Origin of the sequence: Labrenzia sp. PHM005, from assembly GCF_006517275.1 — a bacterium.
Classification (GTDB): Bacteria; Pseudomonadota; Alphaproteobacteria; order Rhizobiales; family Stappiaceae; genus Roseibium.
The window spans coordinates 1,145,081-1,166,790 of sequence record NZ_CP041191.1; the positions used below are offsets into that span (position 1 = coordinate 1,145,081).

21 protein-coding genes are annotated in these 21,710 nt (G+C 56.1%); 12 read left to right on the forward strand and 9 right to left on the reverse strand.

Annotated features, from left to right (window positions below):
- Nucleotides 1-24 precede the first annotated feature (24 nt).
- The 4 genes from argH to FJ695_RS05140 all read left to right on the forward strand — a co-directional run bounded on the left by argH (nucleotide 25) and on the right by FJ695_RS05140 (nucleotide 5,798).
- Nucleotides 25-1,410: an argininosuccinate lyase gene (gene argH, locus FJ695_RS05125; protein ID WP_141184435.1), complete on the forward strand. Its 1,386-nt coding sequence runs from the start codon at nucleotides 25-27 to the stop codon at nucleotides 1,408-1,410.
- Between the two features lie 117 nt (nucleotides 1,411-1,527).
- Nucleotides 1,528-1,755, forward strand: a complete 228-nt coding sequence (locus FJ695_RS05130) for a lipoprotein (RefSeq protein ID WP_141184436.1) — start codon at nucleotides 1,528-1,530, stop codon at nucleotides 1,753-1,755.
- A gap of 49 nt (nucleotides 1,756-1,804) precedes the next feature.
- Nucleotides 1,805-3,079 (forward strand): diaminopimelate decarboxylase, encoded by a 1,275-nt coding sequence (gene lysA, locus FJ695_RS05135; protein WP_141184437.1) that lies wholly within the window; start codon nucleotides 1,805-1,807, stop codon nucleotides 3,077-3,079.
- 127 nt (nucleotides 3,080-3,206) lie between these two features.
- Complete coding sequence (locus FJ695_RS05140; protein ID WP_209010930.1) at nucleotides 3,207-5,798, forward strand: TIGR02302 family protein; 2,592 nt, start codon at nucleotides 3,207-3,209, stop codon at nucleotides 5,796-5,798.
- Between the two features lie 73 nt (nucleotides 5,799-5,871).
- Here FJ695_RS05140 and FJ695_RS05145 read toward each other — a convergent pair whose 3' ends face one another.
- The 3 genes from FJ695_RS05145 to FJ695_RS05155 are packed head-to-tail and all read right to left on the reverse strand — an operon-like array spanning nucleotide 5,872 to nucleotide 7,798.
- A complete protein-coding gene (locus tag FJ695_RS05145) occupies nucleotides 5,872-6,267 on the reverse strand; it encodes a response regulator (protein ID WP_141184439.1) in 396 nt (131 codons plus the stop codon).
- Nucleotides 6,268-6,269: 2 nt separating this feature from the next.
- Nucleotides 6,270-6,830: a hypoxanthine phosphoribosyltransferase gene (gene hpt / locus FJ695_RS05150; RefSeq protein WP_141184440.1), complete on the reverse strand. Its 561-nt coding sequence runs from the start codon at nucleotides 6,828-6,830 to the stop codon at nucleotides 6,270-6,272.
- A gap of 2 nt (nucleotides 6,831-6,832) precedes the next feature.
- A complete protein-coding gene (locus FJ695_RS05155; protein ID WP_141184441.1) occupies nucleotides 6,833-7,798 on the reverse strand; it encodes a zinc-ribbon domain-containing protein in 966 nt (321 codons plus the stop codon).
- Nucleotides 7,799-8,027: 229 nt separating this feature from the next.
- Between FJ695_RS05155 and ftsE the strand changes: the two genes are divergently transcribed.
- From ftsE to FJ695_RS05175, 4 genes are all read left to right on the forward strand, one after another.
- The gene (gene ftsE, locus FJ695_RS05160; protein ID WP_141184442.1) at nucleotides 8,028-8,687 is read left to right on the forward strand and encodes a cell division ATP-binding protein FtsE; all 660 of its coding nucleotides are present in this window, start codon (nucleotides 8,028-8,030) and stop codon (nucleotides 8,685-8,687) included.
- 7 nt (nucleotides 8,688-8,694) lie between these two features.
- Nucleotides 8,695-9,741, forward strand: coding sequence for an ABC transporter permease (locus tag FJ695_RS05165; protein ID WP_141184443.1), 1,047 nt, complete (start codon nucleotides 8,695-8,697; stop codon nucleotides 9,739-9,741).
- Between the two features lie 53 nt (nucleotides 9,742-9,794).
- Complete coding sequence (locus tag FJ695_RS05170) at nucleotides 9,795-10,526, forward strand: YdcF family protein (RefSeq protein ID WP_141184444.1); 732 nt, start codon at nucleotides 9,795-9,797, stop codon at nucleotides 10,524-10,526.
- A 61-nt stretch (nucleotides 10,527-10,587) separates the two neighbouring features.
- On the forward strand, nucleotides 10,588-11,355 hold the full coding sequence (locus FJ695_RS05175; protein ID WP_141184445.1) for a 1-acyl-sn-glycerol-3-phosphate acyltransferase: 768 nt from the start codon (nucleotides 10,588-10,590) through the stop codon (nucleotides 11,353-11,355).
- A 44-nt stretch (nucleotides 11,356-11,399) separates the two neighbouring features.
- Here FJ695_RS05175 and FJ695_RS05180 read toward each other — a convergent pair whose 3' ends face one another.
- Nucleotides 11,400-11,930 carry a gamma-glutamylcyclotransferase gene (locus FJ695_RS05180; protein ID WP_141184446.1) on the reverse strand — a complete coding sequence of 177 codons (531 nt, stop codon included), beginning with the start codon at nucleotides 11,928-11,930 and terminating at the stop codon, nucleotides 11,400-11,402.
- 126 nt (nucleotides 11,931-12,056) lie between these two features.
- Between FJ695_RS05180 and FJ695_RS05185 the strand changes: the two genes are divergently transcribed.
- Nucleotides 12,057-13,106 (forward strand): DUF2125 domain-containing protein, encoded by a 1,050-nt coding sequence (locus FJ695_RS05185; protein ID WP_168206267.1) that lies wholly within the window; start codon nucleotides 12,057-12,059, stop codon nucleotides 13,104-13,106.
- A 20-nt stretch (nucleotides 13,107-13,126) separates the two neighbouring features.
- Here the strand turns inward: FJ695_RS05185 and FJ695_RS05190 are convergent, their stop codons facing one another.
- The gene (locus tag FJ695_RS05190) at nucleotides 13,127-13,588 is read right to left on the reverse strand and encodes a GNAT family N-acetyltransferase (RefSeq protein ID WP_141184448.1); all 462 of its coding nucleotides are present in this window, start codon (nucleotides 13,586-13,588) and stop codon (nucleotides 13,127-13,129) included.
- Between the two features lie 152 nt (nucleotides 13,589-13,740).
- On the opposite strand from FJ695_RS05190, the gene FJ695_RS05195 reads away from it, so the two are divergent.
- The 3 genes from FJ695_RS05195 (at nucleotide 13,741) to FJ695_RS05205 (ending at nucleotide 15,821) form a co-directional block, all read left to right on the forward strand.
- A complete protein-coding gene (locus FJ695_RS05195) occupies nucleotides 13,741-14,640 on the forward strand; it encodes a DMT family transporter (RefSeq protein WP_141184449.1) in 900 nt (299 codons plus the stop codon).
- 75 nt (nucleotides 14,641-14,715) lie between these two features.
- The gene (locus FJ695_RS05200) at nucleotides 14,716-15,600 is read left to right on the forward strand and encodes a CoA ester lyase (RefSeq protein ID WP_141184450.1); all 885 of its coding nucleotides are present in this window, start codon (nucleotides 14,716-14,718) and stop codon (nucleotides 15,598-15,600) included.
- Between the two features lie 17 nt (nucleotides 15,601-15,617).
- Nucleotides 15,618-15,821, forward strand: coding sequence for a DUF1737 domain-containing protein (locus FJ695_RS05205; RefSeq protein ID WP_141184451.1), 204 nt, complete (start codon nucleotides 15,618-15,620; stop codon nucleotides 15,819-15,821).
- On the opposite strand, the gene FJ695_RS05210 is transcribed toward FJ695_RS05205, so the two are convergent.
- From FJ695_RS05210 to FJ695_RS05225, 4 genes are all read right to left on the reverse strand, one after another.
- Nucleotides 15,815-16,795, reverse strand: coding sequence for an ATP-dependent carboxylate-amine ligase (locus tag FJ695_RS05210; protein WP_168206268.1), 981 nt, complete (start codon nucleotides 16,793-16,795; stop codon nucleotides 15,815-15,817). The two genes, FJ695_RS05205 and FJ695_RS05210, sit on opposite strands and share 7 nt — an antisense overlap.
- A gap of 46 nt (nucleotides 16,796-16,841) precedes the next feature.
- Nucleotides 16,842-17,489 (reverse strand): outer membrane lipoprotein carrier protein LolA, encoded by a 648-nt coding sequence (locus tag FJ695_RS05215; protein ID WP_141184453.1) that lies wholly within the window; start codon nucleotides 17,487-17,489, stop codon nucleotides 16,842-16,844.
- An 85-nt stretch (nucleotides 17,490-17,574) separates the two neighbouring features.
- Entirely contained in the window at nucleotides 17,575-20,346 is a 2,772-nt protein-coding gene (locus tag FJ695_RS05220) for a DNA translocase FtsK (protein ID WP_141184454.1), read from the reverse strand.
- Nucleotides 20,343-21,566 carry an aminotransferase class I/II-fold pyridoxal phosphate-dependent enzyme gene (locus tag FJ695_RS05225; protein WP_141184455.1) on the reverse strand — a complete coding sequence of 408 codons (1,224 nt, stop codon included), beginning with the start codon at nucleotides 21,564-21,566 and terminating at the stop codon, nucleotides 20,343-20,345. Before FJ695_RS05225 ends, FJ695_RS05220 begins: the two co-directional genes overlap by 4 nt.
- Between the last annotated feature and the right edge of the window lie 144 nt (nucleotides 21,567-21,710).

The window sequence follows — 21,710 nt, forward strand, 5'->3', positions numbered from 1 at the left end:
GGGGCGCCTCTTAAAGGACAGGACATGAGCAATCGCATGTGGGGCGGCCGGTTCGCCGAAGGACCGGACGCCATCATGGAGGAAATCAACGCCTCCATCGATTACGACAAGAAGCTTTATAAGCAAGACATTGACGGCTCAAAAGCCCATGTGCGCATGCTCGCGGAAAAAGACATTGTGACGCGGGACGATGCCGACAAGATCGTTCAAGGTCTAGACACAATCCTGTCAGAAATCGAAAACGGCGACTTCAAGTTCTCCCGGGCGTTGGAAGATATTCATATGAATATCGAAGCGCGGCTCGCAGAACTGATTGGTCCGGCGGCAGGTCGCTTGCACACGGCCCGTTCGCGCAACGACCAGGTTGCGACGGATTTCCGCCTGTGGGTGCGCGATACGCTGGACACGCTTGATGATCAGCTGACGGAGCTGATGCAGGTGCTGGCTGAAAAGGCTGAGACGCATGCCGGGGATGTCATGCCGGGCTTTACGCACCTTCAGTCTGCTCAGCCGGTGACCTTTGGCCATCATTTGCTCGCCTATGTCGAAATGTTTGCGCGCGACCGCGGCCGGGTGCGCGATGCCCGCAAACGCATGAACGAATGCCCGCTGGGGTCTGCGGCCCTTGCCGGAACCTCCTTCCCGATTGACCGCAAGATGACCGCGGAAGCGCTTGGCTTCGACCGTCCGACCGCAAATTCGCTTGATGCCGTATCAGACCGGGACTTCGTCATTGAAGCATTGTCCGCTGCGTCCTTGGCTGCGATGCACTTGTCCCGTTTGGCGGAAGAAATCGTCGTTTGGTGCTCGGCACAGTTCGGTTTTGTTAAATTGTCCGACAAGTTCTCCACCGGCTCTTCGATCATGCCGCAGAAGAAAAATCCGGATGCGGCCGAACTGGTACGCGCCAAGACGGGCCGGATCTACGGATCATTGCAAGCGCTTCTGGTGATGATGAAAGGGCTGCCGCTCGCCTATTCCAAGGATATGCAAGAAGACAAGGAACAGGCCTTTGACGGACTTGCCAGCATTTCTTTGGCGCTGGCGGCCATGACGGGAATGATGCGCGATCTCGAGCCGGCGACAAAGTCCATGAAAAAGGCGGCCGGTTCTGGTTATTCCACCGCAACTGACCTCGCCGACTGGCTGGTCCGGGTGCTTGGCCTGCCGTTCCGGGATGCCCATCATGTCACCGGCGCGATTGTGGCGATCGCCGTTGAGAAGAACGTCGAGCTGCACAAGGTCACTTTGGAAGAAATGCAGGCCGTGGAACCGAAGATCACGGACGAAATCTTCTCTGTGCTGTCGGTCGACAAATCCGTCCGTAGCCGGGTGAGCTACGGCGGCACATCACCAGTGAATGTGCGCAAACAAGCGCGCCGCTGGCTCAAGGACCTGGCCAAAGCCTGATTGCCGCCCGCAAATCCCGCATGACAGGCGAGACTGGCCTTGCCCATTTCAGTCTGTCATGCGAGGAGAGAGCAGAATGATTTATTCGCCACAAGGGTTGAGCCAAAAAGGGCTGTGATGGTGACGACACGCCGCTTGAAGATATTTGCGATGACCGGCATTTGCCTGGGCCTGGTATTGGCCGGATGCGGGCGCAAGTCGGCACTTGAGGTGCCTGGCGCTGCAACTCAGGCACCGGCAAACACCGCTGCTTCAGAATCCAATGTTCCGGCAGCCGGGACATCCGAGCCTGCGGCCCCGGCATCTAACGGTGGCTTCATCTTGGATCCGTTGATCGGCCAATAGGGGCGAAAGTCCGAAAACTTCAGAACACCAAGCTGTACGGGGTATTCCCTTGCATCATTTCGACTATAAAGGCGGCGCCCTATTTGCTGAAGGCGTGGCCATTGAAGATATCGCCCGTGAAGTTGGGACGCCGTTTTATGTCTATTCAACGGCAACATTGACCCGGCACTACGAGGTGTTTTCCTCTGCCTTTGCCGATATCCCATCGCTGGTCTGTTATGCGATGAAGGCCAATTCCAACCAGGCTGTGCTTGCGACCTTGGCGCAGCTCGGTGCCGGCATGGATGTGGTCTCGGAAGGCGAATTGCGCCGTGCACGGGCAGCTGGCGTACCGGCAGAAAAGATTGTTTTTTCCGGGGTTGGCAAAACCGAAGCCGAACAGGCTTATGCGCTGGAAGAAGACATCCTGTGCTTTAACGTCGAATCCGAGCCGGAACTGCACCAACTCTCTCGCGTGGCAACACAAATGGGCAAGACGGCCCGGGTGTCCATGCGCATCAATCCGGACGTCGACGCCAAGACCCACGCCAAAATCGCGACCGGCAAAGCCGAAAATAAATTCGGCATTCCGTGGCAGCGCGCACGGGAAGTCTATGCAGAAGCTGCCAGCCTGCCCGGACTGAAAGTGACCGGCATCGACATGCATATTGGTTCCCAAATTACCGAGCTGGAGCCATTCGACAATGCCTTTGCCCGGCTCGGAGAGCTGATCACCGACTTGAGAGGCCAGGGCCACGCGATTGATCATGTCGATCTCGGTGGGGGGCTCGGAATTCCTTATGTCACCGACAATGACCCGCCACCGCACCCGGACGCTTATGCGGAAGTGGTGAAAAAGCACGTCCGGGAACTTGATTGTAAAGTCATGTTCGAGCCGGGCCGTATGATCGCTGGTAACGCTGGGATCTTGGTGACCAAGGTCATTTACGTCAAAGACGGTGCGGACAAGAAGTTCGTCATCGTCGATGGCGGCATGAATGATCTTATCCGGCCAACACTTTATGAGGCCTATCACGAAGTCCGCCCAGTGACGGAGCCTGACCCGGATTCGGATCGAATCACAGCCGATATCGTGGGTCCGGTGTGCGAAACCGGTGACTTTTTGGCTCAAAACAGGGATATGCCCAAAGTAAACGCCGGAGAAATGCTGGCTGTTTATTCCGCTGGCGCCTATGGCGCTGTTCAGTCCAGCACTTATAACTCCCGGCTTTTGGTGCCAGAAGTCCTCGTAAATGCTGATCAATTTGCGGTAATCCGGCCCCGGCCAAGCTTTCAAGAATTGCTCGATCTCGACAAAATCCCGGATTGGCTCAACAACTCGTGACAAAATCCTCCGGAAATTAGTTGTTTCAGCAACTTGCCGGACAGGCCGTGATGCCTCACTCTTATAGAGATGGGCAGATCAAGGTGTTGGTCGCTGTCGGCCATCAGCCTCTGCAGAGGATCCGGAGGTGCTTTTGCGCACGAGTGACGACAAACCGGGCCATTCCGGGCATGTGTCCGCGGAACACTTCGGTTGGCTGGCGGTCATCCAATCGCGGCTGAACCGGCTGGTCCGGCACAGCAAATGGGCACTGTTTGTTGAACGGTGCTGGCGGGCCCTCTTTCCGCTTCTGATTGTCATTGCACTCTTCGTCGGAGTGTCTTGGCTTGGTCTTTGGCTGATATTACCGGTTTGGGCCGGGCCGATCGGCGTTGCCCTCTTTGTCCTTGCCGCAATTTGGGTTTCTAAGGACCTGTTCCGCTTGTCCTGGCCGACCCGTGGTGAAGCGCTTCACCGGGTCGAGCAATCCTCTAAATTTGGCCACCAGCCGCTCACGACTTTGGAAGACGAGCTGTCCGTTGGAGCGGGTGATCGCAAAAGTGAAGCAATCTGGGCTTTGCATCAGCGGCGGACCGCGCAAGCTCTGGCCGAGATCAAGTCAAAAGGGCCCGATCCGAGAGCTTACCGCCGTGACCCGCTGGCTATCCGTGTCCTGGCGGTTTGTTTTATTCTGATCGGATATTTCGCGGCAGGGCCGCATCTCAACGATCGGCTCGCCTCAGCGTTCAGGAATCCATTCACGACAGTCGAACCGCCAAGCCGCCTGGATGCCTGGGTTACGCCGCCGCTCTACACCAGCGAGCCGCCGATTTATTTGACCGGTGAAAGTGCACAGTTGCGGGATGCCGGAGCACCCATTTCGGTTCCTGAGGGGTCTGTCCTCGTTGTCCGCACGCAAGGCGCCAAAGAACTCACCATGACCTTCTCTGAGGGCGCTGATGGTGAAGTCGAGACAATTGAACCGTCTGAAGCCGGCCTTCAATCAAGCACGCAATCCGGCATGGCCTTGCCGGAAGAGCGGCGTCTTACACTTGAGACCACCGGTGTTGTCGATCTGATCGCGGGTGAAGAGCCATTCTTAAGTTTTGTCTTTGCCGTGCGCCCGGATCACGAACCAGAAATACGTCTGACAGATGACCCGGAGGAACAACTCAGCGGTGCCCTCAAATTCTCCTATCTGGTCAATGACGACTATGGTGTCATTTCCGCTGAAGCCCGGATTGCGCCGCTGCCGGATCCGGATAAGGAAGGGCATGTGTCGCGGCCGCTGGTCGAGGCACCCATTTTCCCGTTGTCTCTGCCGCCGCAGGCAGGAACTGCGAAAACGGGCGAAACCATTCGCGACCTGACCTCTCATCCATGGGCGGGCTCGGAAGTGGACTTGACCCTGGCTGCAAGAGATCAGGCCGGGCAAGAGGGGCGGTCTCCAGATTACCGGATCACGCTACCGCAACGGCGGTTCGGAAAACCGCTGGCGAGGGCTGTTGTCGAACAACGGCGCAATCTCGCCCTCGACGCGCAAAGCCATCCTGGTGTGATTATGGCGTTTGATGCCATGATGATGGCGCCGGAAGTGTTCAAAGTGGAAGTCCGCACGTATCTGGGCATGGATTTCGCTTACCGTCAGCTTGTGAATGCCCAATCGGACGAAGAACTGAAGGCTTTGCTGCCGCTTTTATGGGACTTGGCGCTGTCAATCGAAGATGGCGATCTCTCGATGGCTGAACGCAAACTACGCGAAGCCCAGGAGGCGTTGCGCAAGGCCCTTGAGGAAGGCGCAAGCGATGAGGAGATCGCAAAACTCACCAAAGAACTGCGTGAAGCTCTGAACGAATACATGCAAGCGCTGGCAGAACAAATGCAGCGCAATCCGCAGACAATGCAGCCTTTTAACAGTGATCAGCAGACGCTCAGCCAGCAAGATCTGAGCGAGATGCTCGATAGGATCGAAGAGCTGGCCCGCACGGGATCCCGCGATGCTGCCCGGGAACTGCTCGCCCAAATGCAGCAGATGCTGGAAAACCTGCAGGCCGGACGGCCGCAGATGATGCCCAACAACATGTCCAGCGAAATGATGGAGATGCTCAATCAGTTGGGTGAGATGATCCAACGCCAGCAACAGCTGATGGACGACACCCATAATTTTAACCAGGATCAGCAGCAACAGCGCCGGAATCGCCAGCAGCAGGGTCAGCAACAGCAAGGCCAGGGACAACAGCAGCAGCTTTCAAAGGAGCAACTGCAGCAAATGCTGGATCAGTTGCAGCAGGGACAAGGCGAACTGGCGCAAAAGCTGCAAGAGCTGAGAGACCAGATGAACCAGAACGGCATGGGCGAGAATGAAGCGCTTGGCGAAGCTGGCGAGTCCATGGGTCAGGCTCAAGAATCCCTCGGCGAAGGCCAAGGCCAGCAAGCTCTTGGCCAACAGGGAGAAGCACTGGATGCCTTGCGCCGGGGTGCACAAGGGATGACCGAACAAATGATGGGCCAGGGCGAAGGTGCGGGCTCTCCGAGCGGTCCGTCCCCGATGGATGAAGATCCGCTTGGCCGGCCGCGCCGAACCGAAGGTCCGGATTTCAACAACCGGGTCCAGATCCCGGATGAGATTGACGTGCAGCGGGCCCGCCGGATCCTGGAAGAACTGCGCCGCAGGTTCTCAGATCCCTCCCGGCCCAAACTTGAACTGGACTATCTGGAGCGCTTACTCAAGCGCTACTAAGAAGCGTCGTCCTATCAGATACTAAAAAACCCCGCTCAAAGCGGGGTTTTTCATGAATTCTTGTTGGACCTGGTTAAGCGTAGCGCCGTGCCGCTTGAGGTTCAGATCCAGCGATTGCACCGCGGACCGCAGCGCGGATGTCTGAGAGCGAAAATGGTTTGGTGACCACATCATGCACCAGAGAATCCAAGCCACTTGCCCGTTCGCGCTGATCTGCAAAACCGGTCATCAAGAGGATCGGTAACTCCGGATAGTCGCGGGCAGTGTGGAGTGCGAGGGCAATCCCGTCCATAACCGGCATCTTGATATCAGACAAAAGGAGGTCGTAGCCGCCTTTTTCCCGGGTCAGGATTTCCACCGCTTCGCCGCCGTCTTCAGCCGGATCCACCGTGTGGCCATCCAGTTCCAGCGCCCTCTTTACGAAGCTGCGCACTGCTTCATCATCTTCAGTAAGAAGAATGCGAGCCATGCTCACTCTCCTGTATTGCCGTCCGCTGCCGCCGCCTCCGGGGCAACCACGTATCCTATAAAAGGCAACTGCCGCCAGGCGTGCCCCATGTCCATACCGTATCCGACGACAAACTTATCAGGACAGGTAAATCCAACGTAATCTGCAGATATGGCAGCTTTACGGCGCTCGGGTTTATCAAGCAAAGCTGCGATCTGCACCGACTTGGCGCCCCTGTTTATCAACCGGTCCTTTGCAAATGCCAAGGTCCGGCCGGATTCCAGGATATCATCTACCAGAATTATGTCCCGGCCGTTAACGTCACTTTCGACATCGCGCAAAATACGAATATCCTTGCTTTCCGTGCCAGCGCCATAACTAGATAGATGCATAAACTCCATCTCCGGTTCAAGGCCGACACGGTGCATTGCGCGCACCAAATCAGCGGCGAAGATGAAACTGCCCTTCAAAACGGCAACCACCAGCAGCCGTTCCGGCTGGGCCTTGGTGATTTCACCGGCAAGCGCCCCAACGCGCTCTGCAATGGTGGTTTCGTCGTAAAGTGTATGGATGTTGGCTGTCATGGTCACTCAAGAACAATATTGCGCTGGCCGCGGTCAACAAACCGCACCTGAATGTCAGAAGCTCCTGTCGGCGGATCTGCAAGGATGGTCCTAAACCGGGTTTCATCCAAGCCGTTAAGCTTCTGGGTGCGGGGTTCGACAGTCCAAGCATAGACTTCTTGTAAATCTGCGCTTCTGATGGACAACCGGACTGCTGGTACGCTGTTTGTTTCTTCCTGTAGATTTCGGATAGAGCCTTCTACAACAAGAACCCGCTTGCCGTCTTCTACTTCCATGAAGGTTCTTAGATTTCTGAACTCCAGCCCGCGCAAATTCACTTCCATCCCCACCATCTGGTAGAGACTTGCAAGATCCGGCGACTGTTTGACCAGTGTATCGCGCATTAAGACGAGCAAAGCCGTCAAAGCCACCGCGCTGCCAAAAAGAGCGACGCCACCAATGCGCCGGAAGTTCCGCCGGAATACCCAATCTATGAGGGCGCCAATTCTGTTTTTTCGGAACTTGTTCGGATTGACCTTGATTTTGGGACGCTTGGCCAGGGTTTCGATGTCAGCGGCATTAGGGTCTGTTGGCGCCTCGTCCTCGGCCGTTTCGGCGGCAAATGCAGCCTGTTCCGCACTAGACTCTTGACTGGAAGATGGTGGAGTGCTGGCTACTGGTGGCTCTTCTTCGAGGCTTTCACTCTCGTCACCGGCAATTTCAGCATCATCTTGATCGTCACCATCATTGGCCGCATCTGCAGCCCAATCAGCTTCGTCCTTTGCGGGGTCATCTGCCGCCGCGGACTCTTTTGCAGGTTTTTCGTCGGCTGCATCAGCTTCGAAAGCTGCCGTGTCATCGCTCTCTTGTTTGGGGGCGACAAACCAGCGGTTTCCGCATTTGGCGCATTTCACACTGCGCCCTTCGGCCCCGAGAGCTTCAGGCTTGATCTCGTAAGATGTGCTGCAGTCCGGACAGGTGATCTTCATTTGTGAAGACCTTTCGCCTTGGCTTCCTTAGGCAACCCCCACATAAATGAAGGCGTGGCCTCAAACTGTGTCACAGTGTAATCGATTGGCATGAAATCCGGCATGAAATATTGGACAACGGCCAGTGCGTTCGATCACGGACTTTCCTGTGCACAGTGGACCTTTATATGATTAATGCTTCGTTAACGGCGCGCGGATAGCGTGCGCTCCATCAACAGGAGTTGCGGGTGTGATCCGTTTTGAAAATGTCGGATTAAGATATGGCATGGGTCCAGAGATCCTACAGGATTTGACCTTCCAGATTGAGCCGCAATCCTTTCAGTTTTTAACTGGCCCATCCGGCGCTGGAAAAACCAGCTTGATCCGGCTTTTGTTCATGTCGCTCCGGCCGACCCGCGGCTTGATCAACGTTTTTGGCCGGGATATGAGTATCATTGGCAAGGATGAACTGCCTGCGCTCCGGCGCAAAGTCGGTGTGGTTTTTCAAGATTTCCGGCTTCTAGACCATCTGACAACCTATGAAAACGTCGCTTTGCCGCTGCGGGTTGCGGGAAAAGACGAAGCAGACTATCGCTCGGATGTGATTGATCTGCTCAAATGGGTCGGTCTTGGCGATCGGATGCATGTTCTGCCCCCGGTCCTCTCCGGCGGTGAAAAACAGCGCGCGGCAATTGCCCGTGCCTTGATCACGCGTCCAGATGTTTTGTTAGCGGATGAGCCCACTGGTAACGTCGACCCGCCGTTGGCGCGCCGGTTGTTGCGTCTCTTTATTGAATTGAACAAACTTGGAACGTCGGTTGTTATTGCAACGCATGATGTCGCCCTTCTGGAACAGGTGGATGCCCGGCGCATGGTCTTGGCAGACGGCCGTCTCACGATTTTTGATTAGGCAAATAATGGCAGACACCGACAAACCTCAGAAATCGAAAGCACCGGATATTTCCGTCCGGCCGCAAAAACGTGCTGAGAAGTCAAAGCGGCCGAAACGCAAGCTCGCACCCAAAGCCAAAGCAAAACCTGCTCCGCAAGGGGAAGATGCCAAACTGCGCCCGGCCGCAGCAATCGTTCCACCACAATCAGTCGCAGGTCGGGCGTTGACGCTGGTGGTCGCAATCATGAGCTTCCTCGCGTGCTTGACCGTTGGTGGGGTCTCGGTGGTTTGGGATGCGGCCGATGCCTGGCAAAACGACCTGGTGCGTGAAATTACCATTCAAATCCGGCCTGCCGAGGGCGTCGACATGCTGCGTGAGATCGACAAGGCCGTTGCGCTCGCCCAAGAATTTTCTGGAATTGGGTCCGTGCGTGCGCTCTCCGATGCAGAGACTAAAGCGTTGCTGGAGCCTTGGCTTGGAGACGGCCTGCAACTGGAGGGGTTGCCAGTTCCGCGCCTTATTCAAATCACGCTCGCCGATCCAGCCCTTCTGAATTTGGATCAGCTTCGTGCCACCATCAGGCAAAATGTCACAGGAGCGAGCGTCGATGATCACTCCGTGTGGACATCTCGTCTGTCTGCAATGGCTGGGACCGTGGTCGCCGGCGGCTTTGCAATCATGGTACTCGTTCTCGGGTCTATGGTTTTAAGTGTCGTATTTGCCACCCAAGCGGCCATGGCGGGCAATAAGGACGTTGTCTCTGTGCTGCATTTTGTGGGGGCAGAAGACTCGTTTATAGCCCGGGAATTTCAACGGCATTTCCTGGTGCTTGGCTTAAAAGGAGGTGTTTCCGGCGGGCTTGTGGCGATCGTTTGTTTTGTTCTTTTGGACACGATGACACGGCAGGGAACCGGACAAGTCAGCTCTGATCAGTTGTCTGCACTTTTTGGATCGGTGTCAGTTAGCCTACCCGGCTATTTCGGCGTCTTCGGTGTTGTCTTCCTGGTTGCTGTGCTGACTGCGCTGACGTCCGGGCTTGCAGTCAAGGCACATCTTGCAAAAGTAGATTGATTTTTTTGTGAAAATGCCGCGAAATTGGCCGAATCATTTTCTATGGTCACCTTATGACGCAAGCAAACTCTGCTCTTGGAGCAGATGGCAATGAAGGGACAACCCTACCGGTTAGCCGGCGTGAGCCTGAGGTGCACATGCCTGCACGGGAGCGTGCGGCCAAAAACTCATCTGAAGATCCAGGGAAAAAGAAACGCTTTGGCTTGCGTACCTTGGCTGTTGCTGCGGTAACGGCGCTTGTTGCGGGAACCCTCCTGCAATTTGCCCACTTCGCGCATCAAGTGGCGACAACGGAAGTTCCGGCAAGTGTGCAGGCAGATGCAATTGTGGTGCTTACCGGCGGCCAAGAAAGGGTGAGCGAAGCGGTGCGCTTGCTGGAAGAAGGCCGCGGCGAACGTCTTCTGATTTCTGGTGTGCATCCGGGTACGACGCGAAAACAGCTTGCTGCAGTTACTGAGTCTGCCAAGCCGCTGGAGGCTGGCAGTGTTGAACTGGATCGGGAAGCCCTCAACACAGCAGAAAATGCGACTGAAACGGCAAGCTGGGTTCGCAAGAACGGTTTCGATTCCTTGCTGGTGGTCACCAGCGCATATCATCTGCCTCGAGCGACTGCAGAACTATCCGGTGCCTTGCCGGATGTGCAGTTGATCGGCTATCCGGTCTTTGCCAAGGACCTCCAGCTGGACGCTTGGCACACCAAACCGGCTACGATCCGTCTTCTCATCCGTGAATATGTGAAGTATACCGTCGCTCGGCTAAGAATTGCTATGCGCGGTATGAGCTGAAGCCTCAGGTCGTTTGCAGCGCAATTCCCGGCAAGTGATCCCGCCAAGCTTCACAGGTCCCATGCTGCTTTTGCGTTCTACGGTTTTTCAGATCCTCTTTTATTCAGTCACGCTTGTGCAAATGCTGCTGTATTTGCCGGTGCTTTTGTTGCCACGAAAATATGGCTGGTGGATTCCGAACATCTGGGCAAAGTCGCTGGTGTTGTTGATGCGCTATATCGTCGGCTTGAAAGTCGAATTTCGCGGCCGCGAGAACTTGCCGAGTTGTGGTTACATTGCCGCCATGAAACACCAGTCGGCTTGGGAAACGGTTGGCCTTATTCAGTTGTTTCCAAGGCCCGCGTTCATCCTGAAGCGGGAACTCAACTGGCTCCCGCTTTTTGGCTGGTATACGACAAAATATGATCAGATCCCGATCAATCGCGGCAAGCGTTCTGAAGCTCTCGCAGCCATGATGGAAGCAGCCAAAGAAAAAATTGACGACAACCGGCAAATTCTGATTTTCCCGGAAGGTACGCGCCGTCCGGCAGGTGCTGAGCCGAAGTACAAGTTCGGGATCGCGCATCTTTACAAGAAATTGCAGTGTCCCGTTGTGCCGATTGCGCATAATGCCGGTGTCTACTGGCCGCGTGCATCCTTCGTCGTTCACCCGGGAACCGTGATAGTCGAAATTCTTCCGCCAATTGAACCTGGTCTGTCGCCGGACGAGTTTTACGAAAAGATGGTTTCCGACATTGAGGCCGCGAGTAATCGTCTCATTGAAGAAGCCCGGTCTGAGGCCAATCCATCTCCCGTTCTAGAGAGTATTCCTGCCACCAAAGGCGTCTAGAGCGCCGGGCGTAAACATTTCCACGTTTTCGTCCGGTGCTCAAATCAGCTGCTTGTATCGGACTTGAGCCGGTCCGCCAGCCAGGACAGGCCGGTGTCGGTGATTTTCATTTCGTCCAAATGGGCTGCTGTGTTGATGACATATTCTGGATTGGCACCTGATTTGCCGACAGCACCGTTGACGATTTTCAGCTGTTCTTCCAAAGGCAGAGCGCCCGCATATTGCGGATGACCGTGATCGACCATGTAGACCAACGCCTCGACTTTCCGGCCGCTGTCGAGAGAAATATTGTGCCAGTGTTCCTTGTAGACCATCGTGGTCTGTTCCCGCGCGCGTAAATACTCAAGCGTATCAGGCCAAAGGTCAGTTGCGACCTGATAAGCCATTCCGCGGCAGGTGCCGCCATTGTCGAGACCAAAGACAAGGCCGGGACGTTCTTCGGTTCCCCGGTGGACCCAGGAATAGACACAAAGCGACCGATGAGCGCCATGTAAGAGGGCCGGTTCGGCATGCAGATGGTCAAATCCCGGGTTCCACATCAGTGACCCGTAGCCAAATACCCAAAAATCGCTCATATCACCCTGTCTCTTTGTTCAAGCGCAGTTTGCCAGTTCGAACATCAGACTTGCCGGGATAGCAAGCGGCGCGAGTGGTTTCAATGCTGTTGCCTCGAGATGAAAGACTTAAGGAGATTCTGCATCGTGTCTTCCGATACGCCTATCAAAGAAAAATCGTCGAAAAGAAAATACCTCCTGCTTCTCGCTGCCATATTCGTGGTGGCCGCCGGCTGGTCCGGCGCCTGGGCCTATGGCCGGTCGGTGCTGGCCAGTCAGATTGACCGACAACTCGCACAAATTTCCGACTTGGGCACAGAGGTCAATTGCCGCGATCTTGATATCGGCGGTTATCCGTTTCGCTACGAGATCTACTGCAAGGACCTGCGTGCCGCCGACCTGTCAGGGGCGGAGAGCACCGTTGCGGGTCTGAATGCAGTCGCACTGGTCTATAATCCCTGGCACGTTATTTTGGAGGCTAAAACTCCTGCAGCCGTAAGCGTGCCTTTAAAAGGGGTTGCCGGAGAGCTCTCCTGGAAAACGGCGTGGGCCAGCGCCAAATATTCAATGGACTCCTTGGGTGATGTCGACGTCGTTCTGACTCAGCCGGAACTTAATATCCAGAACCCCCTGGCCTCAGGACGAGCGGGCTCGGCCAAGGTTGAACTTCATTTGCGCGCATCACCCGATGAAACAGGTGCTGTCGACGGGTTTGTGTCGATTGATGGTCTGACATCAGAGCTGATGCCGTCCCTGGCAAGCCCGGTAGACACGCGGTTTCATGTGCGGGTCAAGGACGCTGCGCCGTTGCTTGCGGGCGCTGACTTGCGCTGGATTATTCAGGAAAAGGGGGGCGAACTGCCGGTTCGTCTGGAACTGGCGGAAATAGCCATGGGCATGAGCCGTTTTGGTGCAAGCGGTGACCTGACCGTTAACGATGCCGGGGCCTTGTCAGGTACCCTTACGCTGACCCTTGTTCAGCCCGATGGGTTTCTTAAGACCATCCAGCCGTTGTTCCCTGTCGGCAGCAATGAATTCAGCATTCTGGAAAGCCTGCTGACCAGTCTTAAACCAACAGGAACTGACCATCGCGGCGACCCGGCAATCGAATTCCTGCTTATCCTTGATCATGGTCTGATGCGCGTGGGTTTCATCACGCTTGGCCGGATCCCACCATTGTTTCAAGCGGGATCCTGAGCTACGGGCTGCGAAAACGCTCAGTCGCCGGCAATCCGGTCGATCGGAATGACATAGCTCTTGCGATGGTCCGGTTCGGCGATCTTTTCATAAAGCGCCACTGCCGGGGTATTCTTGCCAGGGACGATCCAGCGCAGGTGCAGCCAACCCCGTTTTTGACCTTCCGCGACCAGAGTCTCGATCAGCTTCCGGCCGGTGCCTTTGTTACGATGGTCGGGATGGACATAAATGTCATCGAGCTGGCCGATACGAAGCCCAGTAATCAGTTCTGGCAAATCGAAATAGACGGCAAAACCGATCAGTTTGTCGCCTTCAAATGCACCAAGCACCTCTGCGGTTTTGTCGCCAAGGATCCGTTCAGCGTAATAGTCGTCTGGCCGGCGCGGCGCGCCGCGGACCAGCGCCTGTGCGTTTTCGGCAATGAGCGGGGCCAGCTGATGGGCGTCATCCAGCCCGAGAGCCTTGATATCCGTCTTGCTCATGAAATCTCCGGGAATGAGGGAACAGAAGAGATGCCCAACATGTCCCAAAAGGCGATCCCTGATCAAGGACATGAATCAAATTCTCCGAAAGGACTTCAGAAGTCTGCCCAAACGTGCCATCACGCCAAGGATTGGAAGGATGGATTATTCGCATGATCAGTGACAATCGGGTTCGGGCGACGGTAATTGGACTAAGCGCGGTGTTGATGTGGGCAACCCTCGGTCTGTTTGGTGCTGGGTCTGGCGAGGTGCCGCCATTTCTGCTGAACGCCTTGTGTTTTGGTATTTCCGGTATTTTGGCATTAATCTTGGTGACCGCGACTGGAAAACTGGAGCGGCTCAAGCAGCCGCCAAAAATCTGGGCATTTGGTACTTTGGGCCTGTTCGGCTTTCACTTTTTTTATTTCACAGCCATCCGGAATGCGCCCCCAGTTGACGCCAATCTGATCAACTACACCTGGCCACTGCTGATTGTGGTGTTTTCTGCCTTTCTGCCGGGTGAGCATCTGCGCGTTCATCATGTTATCGGAACAATTTTGGGTCTGGCCGGTGCCGCCCTTTTGATCACCGGCGGAGACGGGATCAGTTTTTCCGGTGGTTCGGCGCTTGGATATGGAGCCGCCGTCCTATCTTCGCTGTTCTGGTCCAGTTATTCGGTGCTCTCCCGCCGCCTCGGACAGGTGCCGACCGAAGCAGTTGCAGGCTTTTGTGTCATGACCTCACTTCTGTCGGTGCTCTGCCACCTTATTTGGGAAGAGACGATCTGGCCGCAAAACATCCTGGAATGGGGATCGGTGATTGCCTTGGCTCTGTTCCCTGTCGGTCTTGCGTTTTTCACCTGGGACATCGGCGTCAAACGCGGCGACATTCAGGTTCTCGGCGCGGCTGCTTATTCCGCTCCGCTGTTGTCGACCTTGCTTCTGATCGCCTTCGGATTTGGTGCTTTGACCCTGCCGGTTATCATAGCCTGCCTGGCCATCACACTGGGCGCGGTCATTGCCGCCAAGGACATGCTGTTCAAAAAGACTGCTGCCGGTAACGCTGCGGAGTGATCCAAAAGGCGAGTGGATTCCTTCTCAGCTTGCCGTTAGCGTGCTGCACAGCAACAAAAACCACGGACGCCTTTCATGAGTGAGACCTTCAAACCCCGCCGTTCTGCCCTTTACATGCCCGGCTCAAACGCTCGCGCGCTGGAAAAAGCCAAAACGCTGGATGTCGATTGCCTGCTTCTGGACCTGGAAGATGCCGTGGCACCCGATGCAAAGGAAACAGCCCGCCAACAGATCGTGACTGCCGTTTCAGAAGGCGGGTATGGCCAACGCGAAGTTGTTATCCGCATCAACGGATTGGACACCGCTTGGGGTGAAGACGATCTCAAAGCCTCAGTGAAAGCCAATCCGGATGCGATCCTGGTCCCTAAAGTCAATTCACCTGCTGATCTTCAAAAAGTGGCTCACCTCTTGTCCATGCATGGGGCTTCCAACTCCATCAAGCTGTGGGCGATGATGGAAACCCCAGAAGCCATGCTGAATGTCGCTGCCATTGGCGCTTGCGGTAGAGACCCGGAAGTGCGCCTGTCCTGTTTTGTCATGGGCACAAACGATCTGGCCAAGGAAACCCGCGCGGCTCTGGTGCCTGGCCGGGCGGTGATGATGCCGTGGCTGATGACCTGTCTGGCTGCGGCCCGGGCAGGCGGCATCGACATTCTGGATGGTGTCTACAACGCCTTTCAGGATGAAGAAGGGTTTGCTTCCGAATGTGCGCAAGGCGCGGAGATGGGCATGGATGGCAAGACCTTGATCCACCCAAAACAAATCGCGGCCTGTCATGCTGCCTTCAGTCCATCGGAAGAGGAAGTTGCCTGGGCGCGCAAGATCAACGATCTCTTTGATCAGCCGGAAAATGCCTCCAAAGGCGCAATTCAGGTGGACGGCAAGATGGTTGAACGGCTACATGCGGACATGGGTAAGCGGGTGATTGCCATCGCTGACGCGATTGCCGCCCGCGCGTAAAAAACAGAGAGACAGCCATGAAATTGTACCGCTTCATCACCAATGTCGACAGCAGCGAATTCTGCCACCGGGTTACCGAAGCGCTTAATAAGGGCTGGGAGCTCAGCGGTTCGCCGTCGCTCACCTATGACGCGACCAAGAGTGAAACAATCTGTGGTCAGGCGGTGACCAAGGAAGTGGACGGCGATTATTCGCGGGACATCAAACTCGGCGATTACTGAGAATTATGGCCAGTGAGCGCGTCGAAGACGCGCTCATAGACTTCGATAACTTGCTGCAGTTCTGTTTCGCCCTGAGCTGCATAGCGGTTGAGGCCTGGCGCAGCGTTCACTTCCAGAACGGCGTAAGACCCGCCAGTCTGTTCCGGGGTCTCCGAGATCAGGTCAATGCCCGCATATCTGTGGCCGAGCGCCTTGCAGATGGCAATTGCCGTTGCTTTCAGATCGTCGGAGATCTGATCTGTCACGTCGTGCGCAATTGCCCCTGCCGATAGGTTTTTGTTGGGCAGCAGTTCGACCGTCTGTCCCTCCTCTGGGATTGAGGCCGGGCCAAGGCCTTGCCGGGTCAGCTCTGGTTCTACTCTGGGGTCGCGGAAGTTGATGCCTGTTATGCTGAAGGCCAGTTCCTCAACTGATCGCTCACCATCGCCTGTGACATGCACGGGCTGACGGTGAAGTGCCAAAAGAACCTCGCCGTCCAGAACCAGAATACGAAGATCTGAACCTGGGATTGCCTTTTGAACCAAAAGGGACGAATGGCGCATAAGAAGATCGGTGAGGGCGCGTTCCAGATTGGCGCGCGCATCCAGGCGCACCACATCTTCGCCTTCCTGACCGCTGTTCGGTTTGACAAACACCGGATAGCCTGTGTTTTCAGCAAATTGCAGTGCATCTTCGGCAGAATGCATATGCTCTGCTATCTCCGGCTTTTGCACCCGTAATCCGGCGAGAACATCAAAGGCATGGATGAGCAGGCTGTCAGGAACGGAATATCCGTCCCGTTTCAGGAAACCAAGTGTGTAGGCTTTATCGTCTGCGATTTCTGCTGCACCGAGCGGGTTTAGGTCGAAATGACTGCCACGGAAAAACCGCCGGGTGCCATCTTCAAGCTGGATAAATCCGGCCTGGCCGGAGCTCTCGTCACAAATGAGCGGCAAGCCGTGCCGGGCGCAATAACCGGCAAGTATCCTCTGCACAAGAGGTCGGGGCGTCGCCTTTTCCATCGTTTGACACGGCCGTTTCTCAGTTTCGCGATTGCCGTGAATTTGCCAGATAATCGATTTTGAAGAGGTCCGGATTTGTCGGGCCATTCGAGACGACATTGTAGACGGCAACGGAGGTATCGTACCCCTGCTGATCGGTCACTGTCCATTGCTTAAGCGCATAGTCGTTGGCGTCGAAAATCAGGGTCAAAGTGCCCGAATTGAACTTTGTCTTGTCGAAGATCGTCACCGTGACCAGATCTTCTTCTACCATCACATTGGTGACATTGGTGTCTTTTTGCAGATCAATCGTATCCGACAATAGGAAACGCAGCGGCGTTTGACCCAATGGCCAGATGTCCTGGGTGTTCAGTTTGCGGTCGCGTACGGACACAGATTTGCCATCGGCGACAATGTCGAGCACGGAGGGTTTGTTGTAGTAAAACCGTACCTTTCCCGGACGCGCCATATAAAACTTGCCATCGGACTGACTGCCATCCGGGCCAAACTGGATGAAGTCCCCGTGCATGGTCTTCACCGAGTTGAAATAGGAATTGAGGTCCTGAAGCGTCTTTTCTTCAGTTTCACTCAGTGCAACAGCAGGCCCCGCAACTGAGATGGCCAGAACCAGTGCCATGACTGGCCGGCCAATGAACTTGCCAAGGCGGGAAGCGAAGTGTGTCAGCATAATTGAGTGTCCTAAAACGGTGCCGGTACCTGAGCGTTAGACCGTAAATAGAAAATGTCTATGGCAAAGCTTGGGCGCAAGAGGGTCAGAAATCCTCATCAAGGCCGTTTTGCACCAGTATTTCACGTTTACCCGCATGATTTGCCGCGCTGATCAGACCTTCCTGCTCCATGCGCTCGATTAACGAGGCGGCGCGGTTGTAGCCGATCGACAGACGCCGCTGGATGTAGGAGGTCGATGCTTTCTTGTCTTTAAGAACGATCGCGACCGCCTTGTCGTAAAGATCATTGCCATCTCCGCCACCGGACGGAGCGCCGTCATAAGGACTTTCGGCTTCCTCGTCCTCTTCGGTCACTGCTTCCAGATACTGCGGTGTGCCCTGAACCTTGAGGTGTTTGACGATTTCTTCAACCTCGTCGTCTGAGACAAACGGACCGTGGACACGCTGGATCCGGCCGCCACCGGCCATAAACAGCATATCACCCATGCCGAGCAGCTGTTCGGCGCCCATTTCGCCCAAGATTGTGCGGCTGTCGATCTTCGACGTCACCTGGAAGGAAATACGGGTCGGGAAGTTCGCCTTAATCGTACCGGTGATGACATCCACGGATGGACGTTGGGTTGCCATGATCAAGTGGATGCCGGCGGCACGGGCCATCTGTGCCAGGCGCTGGATCGCGCCTTCAATGTCTTTACCGGCCACCATCATCAGGTCGGCCATCTCGTCGACGATGACGACGATATACGGCATGGTTTCCAGAGGCAGCTGTTCTTCTTCGTAGATCGGCTCCCCGGTATCCCGGTCAAAGCCCGTCTGCACGGTCCTTGTGAAGCTTTCGCCCTTCTCCAGCGCCTGCTTGATCCGGGTGTTGTAGCCGTCGATGTTGCGGACACCCATCTTGGACATCTTCTTGTAGCGGTCCTCCATCTCGCGGACGGTCCACTTCAAGGCGACAACAGCTTTTTTCGGATCGGTAACAACCGGGGTCAGAAGATGCGGAATGCCGTCATAGATCGACAGTTCCAGCATTTTCGGATCGATCATTATCATTTTGCACTGGTCCGGCGTCAGCCGGTAAAGCAGCGACAAGATCATGGTGTTAATGGCAACCGATTTACCCGAACCCGTGGTACCGGCAACGAGCAAGTGCGGCATGCGGGCGAGGTCCGCAACAACACCTTCGCCATTGATCGTCTTGCCAAGGCCGAGCGCCAGTTTGGACTTTGATTTCTCAAAGTCCTGAGAGGCCAGCATTTCCCGCAAATACACTGTTTCACGGCGGGCATTCGGCAGTTCGATGCCAATGGCATTCTTGCCCGGGATCACGGCAACACGGGCGGAAATCGCGCTCATGGAGCGTGCGATATCGTCAGCAAGGCCAATGACGCGGGACGACTTGATGCCCGGCGCCGGTTCCAGCTCATAAAGCGTGACCACAGGGCCCGGGCGCACTTCGATGATCTCGCCGCGAACGCCAAAATCCTCTAGAACGCCTTCCAGAATGCGGGCGTTTTGCTCCAGCGCATCAGCTGAGAGACCCGGAACTTTGCCACCTGCTTTGGCTTCGGCCAGAAGGCGCAATGGTGGCAGTTCATAGTCTTCCGGTGCGCCTAAGAAGGACGGCTGTGCCTCTTCCATCGCGCGCTTGCTTTGCTTCGGCTTCGGCGCTGGCGGAATTACCCGCCCTGTCTGCATTTGTTGCGGAGCCGACCGGGCAGACGCGGCCGGAGCAGGCTCCGGAGAGGCAATGCCGACCGGCATCGCGATGTCGCCAGGCAGAGGCTCACCAGAAACGGGCCCCTTGTCGATCAGGAACTCGTCCGGAGCAAACCCTTCACCTTCTTCGTCAAATGGGTCCTGGAGGTCATGCTCGCCCGAATCCTGAAGGTCTCCGCGTTCATAGAATTCATCCAGCCCGTCATCGTCCTCCGGCATCAAACGCCCGGCAAGTGCCCGGCGGAAGGATTTCAGGCGATTTTTCTGAGCGGGTTCTTCCGGCGCGTAGTCTTCATCTTCAACAACACCATCCCAGTGCTGATCATCATCATCGTAGACAGGTGCCCGTTTGAATCCGGCCATCCGGCGAACTTGGGTGGCTGCCAGCAGACCGAGATGGCTTGCATGACCGGCAACGGCGGTCGCCATCAGGCTGAGGCGGCTTTCACCGTCCTCGTCATCGTCGAGGCCGAGTTCTTCTTCTACCGATTTGCCGTGTCCGCTTGGCGCCCGGCGTGGTTCGACCGGTTCAACAGGTGCGCCGGCCCGGCCAAGCCATCCGGCTGAGGCAAGCAGGAGAAGCCCGGCCGGAACGCCGAGCCCCAAACCGCCAATTATGGTGGCAGCGCCGCTGGTTAGATTGCTGGTCAAAACAGCAGGAACGCTGTGGATCATGTCGCCCAGAAAACCGCCGAGGCCTGTTGGCAGTGGCCAGCTTTGCGGAACCGGCAGTGCGGCAAGTGCGCCTCCCGCCAGAGCAGACCCAAGAACCCAATACAAAAGCCGCTTACGGCCAATGCCGAGGGTGTGCCCGGTCAGGAGCCGCCAGCCCCAGAGAACCAGCGGAATGAGAAAGACGGCCGTGGCAAGGCCAATCGTCTGCATCAAGACGTCGGCGACAATCGCGCCAGGAGCGCCAAGCGCATTGCGGACCGGTCCGCCGGTGGCATGGTTGAAGCTTGGGTCGTTGACAGACCAGGTGGCAAGGGCGGCGGCCAGAGCTGCGGTGAGCGCGATGACGCCGAGACCGGCCGCTCCTGTCAGATTGCGGCGCAAAAAGCGTTTGGCCGGACTTTCTGTATCCAGCAGATCAGCCGCGGAGCGGCGATTGGTCCCACGAACAGCACTGGCCCGTCTCATGCCTTATCTCCCAACCAATTTGCCAATCGTTCAAGAGCGATTTCTGTTTGTGCGAGAGGTGCCACAAGTCCCGCGCGGATATAGTTGCGTCCCGGATTGCTGCCATCGGACTGATCGGATGCTAAATAGCTGCCCGGAAGCACTTTCACGCCGGTGTCGCGCCACAGAGATTGTGTGACCGAAACACCATCGCCCCATCTGGCGACATTGAGCCACAGGAAGAAACCGGCGTCTGCGGTCACTGGCCCCATGATCGGGCCAAGCAGACGCTCGGCCACTTCGTATTTCTCGTTGTAGAGCCTGCGGTTTTCTTCAACATGCGCTTCGTCGCGATAGGCACGGACGGCCACAGCTTGTGCCGGTAGCGGCACTTGCGGCGCGGCCAAACCGCGGAATTTTGCCCATTTTCTCAAGAAGACCGGATCACCCGCGGCAAATCCACAGCGCAGGCCTGCGAGATTGGACCGTTTCGACAGCGAATTCAGGACTACAATGTTGGAAAAATCAGTGCCCATCGCATGAGCAGCTTCCAGAACACCCGGCGGCGGCGTGGACCGGTAGATCTCCGAATAACATTCATCGGCAAAGATGATGAAGCGGTGCTTGCGGGCTAAATCAATCAGTATCTGCCAATAGGCAAGCGTGGCAATAGATCCTTCCGGGTTGGTTGGCGATGCGACGTAAAACGCCACTGTTCGATCCAGAAGATCCGGATCGAGACTATCCAGATCCGGCAGGAAGTGGTGTTCGCTGACGGCATCCAGAAGGATCGATTCACCATCGGCGACATGAGCCGCGGCTGCATAGGTCTGGTAAAATGGATTCGGCAGGATCACGGCCGGATGGTCCAGGCCTTTGTCCAGCTGGTCGCGGGCGGCAATGGCGCCAAACGACAGGCCTTCACGCGAGCCGTTCAGGGGTAATACGCCAAATTCTGCGTCGATCTTTCCATCCAGGCCATATCGTTTGTCGAGCCAGCTTGCGATGGTTTCGCGGAACTCGGCCGTGCCATTGATCGGCGGATAACGGCGGAAATCAGCCATGTTTTCCGCCAGAACCTCAGCCGTAAAATCGGGAATCGGATGTTGCGGTTCGCCGATCGTCATCATGATCGGGTCGAAACCGGGTGTCTCCCCGGCGAGCAATTCGGCGAGGCGCTGAAATGGATTTGAGCCCGGCAGAGATGCGCCGCGCTGATAGGTGGTTTGGCTGGCAGTCATAAAAGATCCGGCAGTCGTTACGCAGTACTTTTGCCAGACCCTATCCCGGTCTTGGTAAATCTCTTATTAACCAAGGGCGGCCATCTGCCGATCACGGATGGATTGCGAAGACATTTTCGAGCCACTAGGGTTCGGCAGCATAGA

Excerpts from the sequence above, each read along its gene's own strand:
- FJ695_RS05190 (WP_141184448.1), bottom strand. The coding sequence starts at position 13,588 with ATGAGCAAGACGGATATCAAGGCTCTCGGGCTGGATGACGCCCATCAG.
- hpt (WP_141184440.1), bottom strand. The coding sequence starts at position 6,830 with ATGACAGCCAACATCCATACACTTTACGACGAAACCACCATTGCAGAG.
- FJ695_RS05225 (WP_141184455.1), bottom strand. The coding sequence starts at position 21,566 with ATGACTGCCAGCCAAACCACCTATCAGCGCGGCGCATCTCTGCCGGGC.
- FJ695_RS05130 (WP_141184436.1), top strand. The coding sequence starts at position 1,528 with ATGGTGACGACACGCCGCTTGAAGATATTTGCGATGACCGGCATTTGC.
- FJ695_RS05220 (WP_141184454.1), bottom strand. The coding sequence starts at position 20,346 with ATGAGACGGGCCAGTGCTGTTCGTGGGACCAATCGCCGCTCCGCGGCT.
- FJ695_RS05155 (WP_141184441.1), bottom strand. The coding sequence starts at position 7,798 with ATGAAGATCACCTGTCCGGACTGCAGCACATCTTACGAGATCAAGCCT.
- FJ695_RS05195 (WP_141184449.1), top strand. The coding sequence starts at position 13,741 with ATGATCAGTGACAATCGGGTTCGGGCGACGGTAATTGGACTAAGCGCG.
- FJ695_RS05215 (WP_141184453.1), bottom strand. The coding sequence starts at position 17,489 with ATGCTGACACACTTCGCTTCCCGCCTTGGCAAGTTCATTGGCCGGCCA.
- argH (WP_141184435.1), top strand. The coding sequence starts at position 25 with ATGAGCAATCGCATGTGGGGCGGCCGGTTCGCCGAAGGACCGGACGCC.
- FJ695_RS05175 (WP_141184445.1), top strand. The coding sequence starts at position 10,588 with ATGCTGCTTTTGCGTTCTACGGTTTTTCAGATCCTCTTTTATTCAGTC.
- FJ695_RS05145 (WP_141184439.1), bottom strand. The coding sequence starts at position 6,267 with ATGGCTCGCATTCTTCTTACTGAAGATGATGAAGCAGTGCGCAGCTTC.
- FJ695_RS05170 (WP_141184444.1), top strand. The coding sequence starts at position 9,795 with ATGACGCAAGCAAACTCTGCTCTTGGAGCAGATGGCAATGAAGGGACA.
- FJ695_RS05200 (WP_141184450.1), top strand. The coding sequence starts at position 14,716 with ATGAGTGAGACCTTCAAACCCCGCCGTTCTGCCCTTTACATGCCCGGC.
- FJ695_RS05180 (WP_141184446.1), bottom strand. The coding sequence starts at position 11,930 with ATGAGCGATTTTTGGGTATTTGGCTACGGGTCACTGATGTGGAACCCG.
- FJ695_RS05165 (WP_141184443.1), top strand. The coding sequence starts at position 8,695 with ATGGCAGACACCGACAAACCTCAGAAATCGAAAGCACCGGATATTTCC.
- FJ695_RS05205 (WP_141184451.1), top strand. The coding sequence starts at position 15,618 with ATGAAATTGTACCGCTTCATCACCAATGTCGACAGCAGCGAATTCTGC.